This is a genomic window from Psychroserpens luteus, assembly GCF_015319355.1.
In the GTDB taxonomy this organism is placed as follows: Bacteria; Bacteroidota; Bacteroidia; order Flavobacteriales; family Flavobacteriaceae; genus Psychroserpens; species Psychroserpens luteus.
Window position 1 is genome coordinate 44,714 of record NZ_JADILU010000012.1, and the last position, 6,569, is coordinate 51,282.

Below are 6,569 nucleotides of genomic sequence, written 5' to 3' on the forward strand. Positions count from 1 at the left end.
GAAAATAATTTGGGCGTTAACTTTTAATGCTCCATTGCATTAAAAGGTCAGGCTTTCGGCAGTCGCTCTCTACGAGGAGCTCCAACAAAGCCTTAATCCTTAACGCAGTAGAACAACAAGATAATTAATAACAACTTTAGGACATTCAACACACAACAAAAAATGAAATACCAAAAACGTAAAAAAGCCCTAATCTTACTTGCAGACGGAACAATTTTTCACGGTAAATCAATAGGCAAAGAAGGGACTGCCTTTGGTGAAGTTTGTTTTAATACAGGTACAACTGGTTACCAAGAAATTTTTACAGACCCATCGTATTATGGTCAGTTAATGGTGACAACCAACGCTCATATTGGAAACTACGGTACAAAAGCAGATGAATCAGAATCAGATGCTATTAAAATTTCAGGATTAATCTGTAAGAACTTTAGTTTTCATTATTCTCGTCCTGATGGAGACAAATCTTTAGAAGAGTTTTTAGACGATAATAATCTCTTAGCAATTTCAGATGTAGATACTAGAGCACTAGTAAGCCATATTAGAGATCATGGAGCTATGAATGCAGTAATTTCTACAGAGGTTGAAAATGTTGAAGGCTTGAAGAAGCAACTTTCCGAAGTACCAAGTATGGAAGGTTTAGAGTTAGCATCTCAAGTATCCACAAAAGAGCCTTATTGTTATGGAGATGAAAATGCAACGTATAAAATTGCAGCTTTAGACATCGGTATTAAAAAGAATATTTTACGTAACCTATCTAAACGTGACGCTTATATAAAAGTGTTTCCATACAATTCAAAATTTGAAGATTTAGAGGCATTTAAACCAGATGGTTATTTCTTATCTAATGGTCCTGGAGATCCAGAACCTTTATTAGAAGCTCAAGCAGTTGCAAAAGAAATCATTAAAAGAGACTTACCTTTATTTGGGATTTGTTTAGGTTATCAAGTGATTGCATTGGCAAACGGAATTTCAACTTACAAAATGCACAATGGTCACAGAGGAATTAATCATCCAGTGAAAAACCTATTGACAACAAAAGGTGAAATTACTTCTCAAAACCATGGATTTGCTATCAATAGGGAAGAAACTGAAAACCATCCAGATATTGAGATTACTCATGTGCATCTTAACGATCATACGGTTGCAGGAATTAAATTGAAAAATAAAAACTGCTTTTCGGTACAATATCATCCAGAAGCAAGTCCTGGACCAAATGACTCGGTCTATTTATTTGACCAGTTTATTCAGAATATGAAAAAGAACTAGTGACAAAAAAGCAATGAATGTTATAATTCATTGCTTTTTCTCTTTTACGAAAACATTGTAGTTGAGATTTTATGTAATTCTCGGTTATGTTAATTCCATATAGACCAAGTATTTCGTAAATTTGTTTACACACTCCTGCAAGGTTTCAAAACTTAGAGGTTTACATAAAAAATAAATTAATCATTATAAAAAATATACAATGAGCATTATAATTAATATTCATGCAAGACAAATTTTAGATTCAAGAGGTAATCCTACAGTAGAAGTAGATGTTGTTACAGAAAACGGAGTAATGGGAAGAGCTGCAGTGCCTTCTGGAGCTTCAACTGGAGAACATGAAGCTGTAGAATTAAGAGATGGTGGAAAAGCTTACATGGGTAAAGGTGTTACTAAAGCTGTTGATAATGTAAATTCAATTATCGCTCAAGAATTATTAGGAGAATCGGTTTTTGACCAAAATAGAATTGATCAATTAATGATTGATTTAGATGGTACAAAAAACAAATCAAAATTAGGAGCTAATGCTATTTTAGGTGTTTCTTTAGCAGCAGCTAAAGCTGCTGCTGCAGAGTTAGGAATGCCATTATACAGATATGTTGGAGGTGTTTCTGCAAATACATTACCAGTACCAATGATGAACATCATCAATGGTGGTTCTCATAGTGATGCACCAATCGCATTTCAAGAGTTTATGGTCATGCCAGTAAAAGCAAAGAATTTTACTCATGCCATGCAAATGGGAACTGAGATTTTTCATAATCTTAAAAAAGTATTACACGACAGAGGTTTAAGTACTGCTGTTGGTGATGAAGGTGGTTTTGCTCCAAACTTAGAAGGAGGAACTGAAGATGCTCTAGAAACGATAGCTGTAGCTGTTTCAAATGCAGGATACAAATTAGGTGATGATGTGATGATTGCTTTAGATTGTGCTGCTGCAGAATTCTACGTAGATGGAAAATACGACTATACTAAGTTTGAAGGTGAAACTGGAAAAATACGTACAAGTAAAGAGCAAGCAGATTATCTAGCTGAATTATCTCGTAAATACCCAATCCTATCTATTGAAGATGGAATGGATGAAAACGATTGGGATGGTTGGAAATACTTAACTGAGCAAATTGGTGATAAAGTACAATTAGTAGGTGATGATTTATTCGTGACTAATGTTGAACGTCTATCTCGTGGTATTGAGAATGGAATAGCAAACTCAATCCTAATTAAAGTAAATCAGATTGGTACGTTGACTGAGACGATTTCAGCAGTAAATATGGCACACAATGCTGGATATACATCTGTAATGTCACATCGTTCTGGAGAGACTGAAGATAACACTATTGCAGATTTAGCAGTTGCTTTAAACACAGGTCAAATCAAAACAGGTTCTGCTTCTCGTAGTGATCGTATGGCAAAATACAATCAATTATTACGTATTGAAGAAGAATTAGGTGATGTTGCTTACTTTCCTGGATTAAATGCTTTTAAGATAAAATAAGATATATTAGACTATAAAAGTTAAAAACCTATTCGTTAATTCGGGTAGGTTTTTTGTTTTAAATTTAACGTTAAATTGATCTGGCTTTCCTGCCAAAGCAGGAATCCACAAATATGAAAACCATAGATTCCTTCCTACGCAGGAATGATAGTTTTCATCAAAAACTATAAACCAAACCATTGGTCAATTCAAATTGTGTCTTTGGGATACTAGAACTCACAGGAACCTTATCATAGAAATAATTAAAATTGGTCTTAAATGCCAAATTCTCAAAGATTTCAAATAGGAGTGAGGTGTTGCTAGAAAAGCGATAATCACTAAACGCATCTAGTTTTGGTTGATAATAGCTCGTACTAATGATGCTTATCGTTTCGGTAGGATATAAACTAAAAGATAAATAAGCACTTCCTCTCACGTCGTTTTGCGTTCTATTAATAATTACATCATCAGCATTAGAGGCTTTTTCATATTCGTACATAATTAAGGTTCCCAAATAGAAACGGTAATTATCACTTTTGGTTAATTTTAAACGTGGACCAGTACCAATTAAACCTCTAAAATCAATTTGTGAAATCGCATCGTATTGTGCTTGAGCAAAAGCTTCCCACTTAACACGTTCTGTAATTTTTCTATTATAGCGTAAATGTTGTGTACCTCTATTGACTAATGAGTTGTCTTCTATTTTTTCAAACTTCAAGTCATTAACAAATAACCATAGATTGGTTTTGTCGTTATATTGAAGATGCGCTTTATTTGCAATTCTAAAAATAGTATTCTTGTTCTTTATTAATGATACATCTAAGCTCGCAGAGCCAGTCCATTTAGCAGAATCTGAAGGTTTACGTAAAGTCTCCACATTAATCACTTGTGAGAAGCCTGTTAAGCTTAAAAAGAATAGTATATATGAGAGTTTTAACATGTACATGAGAATTAAGTTGCAAAAATAAAATTTCTATTTTACAATAAAGCATCACGATTATTAATACTGCATATTTCCGTAGAAAAGAATAATAACTTTTATTAATATCATAATTGTTAAAAGCATTATAAATGTACTTCGTAAATCATTAGATATTTCGTAAATTAGCATTCCGCAGAAAAAAATAAATTCTAATATAATTATAATAATACATGTCAGATAAAGCTACACTAGAAATTAATGGTAAAAAATATGAATTTCCATTGATTACAGGTACAGAAAATGAAGTCGCAATAGATATCAAAACCTTAAGAGCTGCCACAGAAGGTGTCATAACCATTGATCCAGGATATAAAAACACAGGTTCTTGCGAAAGTGCAATTACGTTTTTAGATGGAGAGAAAGGAATCTTGAGATATAGAGGCTATTCTATAGAAGAGTTAGCAGAAAAGGCAGACTTTCTTGAAGTAGCTTATCTTTTAATATTTGGAGAATTACCAAATGAAGAGCAGTTAGAAAAGTTTCATTCAGATATTAAAAAGAATTCTGTAGTTGATGATGATATTAAAAAAATCTTAGACGCTTTTCCTAAATCTGCACATCCAATGGGTGTTTTAGCATCTTTGACAAGTGCATTGACTTCTTTTAATCCATCATCTGTGAATGTAGATTCTGAAGAAGATATGTACAATGCTATTGTTAAGATTTTAGGGAAATTCCCAATCTTAGTAGCTTGGACTATGCGTAAGAAAAAAGGATTACCATTTGATTATGGAAATTCTTCTTTAGGTTATGTGGAGAATTTGTTGCAAATGATGTTTAAGCAACCAAATGAAGATTATAAGCAAAATCCAATCCTAGTAAATGCTTTAGATAAGTTATTAATCTTACATGCAGATCACGAACAAAACTGTTCTACATCTACTGTGAGAATTACAGGATCATCACACGCAGGTTTATTTGTGTCGTTATCTGCTGGTATTTCTGCACTTTGGGGACCACTTCATGGTGGAGCAAACCAAGCAGTTTTAGAAATGTTAGAAGGTATCAAAGAAGATGGAGGAGATACAAGTAAGTATATGGCTAAGGCTAAAGACAAACAAGATCCTTTCCGTTTAATGGGCTTTGGACATCGTGTGTATAAAAACTTTGATCCTAGAGCAAAAATAATTAAAGTTGCTGCAGATGAAGTATTAGGTGACTTAGGTGTAGAAGATCCAATTTTAGATATCGCTAAAGGTTTGGCAAAAGAAGCTTTAGAAGATCCATATTTTGTAGATAGAAAATTATATCCAAACGTTGATTTCTATTCTGGTATTATATACAGAGCAATGGGAATTCCTACCGAAATGTTCACAGTAATGTTCGCTTTAGGACGTTTACCAGGTTGGATATCTCAATGGAAAGAAATGCGTATGCGTAAAGAACCAATTGGTCGTCCACGTCAATTGTATATTGGAGAAACATACAGACCATTTAAAGAAATGAGTAAGAGATAAATTACTCTAAGTAATAGTAAAGGCTTCATAATTTATTTATGGAGCTTTTTTTATATTTGTAACTATGATAAAACTTCATGTAAAAAATGAGACCTCTCGTTTGCGAGCAGTAATTCTCGGTACAGCAAAAAGCAATGGTCCAACACCAAATGTAGACCAAGCTTATGATCCTAAATCTTTAGAACATATCAAAGCAGGGACCTATCCACTAGAAGACGATATGGTTAAAGAAATGGAAGCTGTAGCCAAAGTTTTTGAAAAATATGACGTTACCGTCTATCGACCAGAAATTATAGAAAATTGCAACCAGATTTTTAGTAGAGACATTGGTTTTGTCATTGATGATACATTTGTAAAAGCTAATATTTTACCAGATCGTGAAGAAGAGTTAGAGGCTATTCAATACGTGATTGACCAGATGAATCCTGAGAAAGTAGTTCGCCCACCAGAGGAAGTTCATATAGAAGGAGGAGATGTTCTTGTTTGGAACGATCATATTTTTATTGGCACATATAGAGAACCAGATTATGCTAATTATATCGTTGCTCGTACCAATTTAGAAGGTGTAGAGTATATTACCAAACAGTTTCCCCACAAAACAGTAAAGAGCTTTAATCTACGTAAATCACAGGTTAACCCAAAAGATAATGCCTTACATCTCGATTGTTGTTTTCAACCTATTGGCACTAACAAAGCGATTTTACACAAAGAAGGATTTCTTGAAGAAGAGGAGTATGAGTGGTTGCTTAATTTCTTCGGAAAAGAGAATTGCTTCATCATTTCGAAAGATGAAATGTACAATATGAACAGCAACGTATTTTCAATTTCTGAAAGTGTCATTATTTCTGAACAAAATTTCACCCGATTAAACACATGGCTTCGAGATCAAGGCTTCACTGTTGAAGAAGTACCTTATGCCGAAATCGCAAAACAGGAAGGCTTGTTGCGTTGTAGTACGTTGCCTTTAATTAGAGATTAGATGATTTTTAGATAGTATAGTTAAAACTTGAATAGCTTGTCTGCATCTTTTTTATTAACAAAAATATGATCGTGATAATAACCAGCAATGACATTGCAACTAATGTTATTTTTTGCTAATTCGGTAGAAAATATTGTTGTTAAATCAGCAGCATCAAGTGAAGAATGAATCATAAGCGTAATCCAAGAAGCAATATATTCATAACTCAAATTTAGCTCATCGGCTTTTTCTTTTTCAATAACAATGGTTGTACCTTCTGCTTCTTTAAATTCACAAATAGTGTCTTGTCCTGAAAATATGGCTACAGGTTAAAATTGATTTTTACACTGTTAATTTATATACCATATTTGGTGTTTTATAGTCTAAAGATAAATGTAATCTTATTTCGTTGTATAAATTAATTGCATTTTTTGC

Annotated in this window: 6 protein-coding genes and 1 pseudogene; 4 read left to right on the forward strand and 3 right to left on the reverse strand. The window is 33.2% G+C overall.

Translation table 11 applies throughout. The annotated features are described in order from the left end of the window. The first annotated feature begins 162 nt into the window (after window positions 1–162). Window positions 163–1,266 (forward strand): glutamine-hydrolyzing carbamoyl-phosphate synthase small subunit, encoded by a 1,104-nt coding sequence (gene carA / locus IM744_RS19955; RefSeq protein ID WP_194509938.1) that lies wholly within the window; start codon window positions 163–165, stop codon window positions 1,264–1,266. A gap of 199 nt (window positions 1,267–1,465) precedes the next feature. Then, window positions 1,466–2,758 (forward strand): phosphopyruvate hydratase, encoded by a 1,293-nt coding sequence (eno, locus tag IM744_RS19960; RefSeq protein WP_194509939.1) that lies wholly within the window; start codon window positions 1,466–1,468, stop codon window positions 2,756–2,758. 157 nt (window positions 2,759–2,915) lie between these two features. Here the strand turns inward: eno and IM744_RS19965 are convergent, their stop codons facing one another. Next, a complete protein-coding gene (locus IM744_RS19965; RefSeq protein ID WP_194509940.1) occupies window positions 2,916–3,677 on the reverse strand; it encodes a DUF481 domain-containing protein in 762 nt (253 codons plus the stop codon). Window positions 3,678–3,889: 212 nt separating this feature from the next. Between IM744_RS19965 and IM744_RS19970 the strand changes: the two genes are divergently transcribed. Further along, window positions 3,890–5,176: a citrate synthase gene (locus tag IM744_RS19970; RefSeq protein ID WP_194509941.1), complete on the forward strand. Its 1,287-nt coding sequence runs from the start codon at window positions 3,890–3,892 to the stop codon at window positions 5,174–5,176. Window positions 5,177–5,240: 64 nt separating this feature from the next. Further along, window positions 5,241–6,155 carry a dimethylarginine dimethylaminohydrolase family protein gene (locus IM744_RS19975; RefSeq protein WP_194509942.1) on the forward strand — a complete coding sequence of 305 codons (915 nt, stop codon included), beginning with the start codon at window positions 5,241–5,243 and terminating at the stop codon, window positions 6,153–6,155. A 20-nt stretch (window positions 6,156–6,175) separates the two neighbouring features. Here IM744_RS19975 and IM744_RS19980 read toward each other — a convergent pair whose 3' ends face one another. Both IM744_RS19980 and IM744_RS20945 read right to left on the reverse strand, forming a co-directional pair. Continuing rightward, window positions 6,176–6,364: an ACT domain-containing protein gene (locus IM744_RS19980; RefSeq protein WP_241738379.1), complete on the reverse strand. Its 189-nt coding sequence runs from the start codon at window positions 6,362–6,364 to the stop codon at window positions 6,176–6,178. A 24-nt stretch (window positions 6,365–6,388) separates the two neighbouring features. Continuing rightward, a pseudogene (locus tag IM744_RS20945) lies at window positions 6,389–6,454 on the reverse strand (hypothetical protein); the annotation flags it as partial. Between the last annotated feature and the right edge of the window lie 115 nt (window positions 6,455–6,569).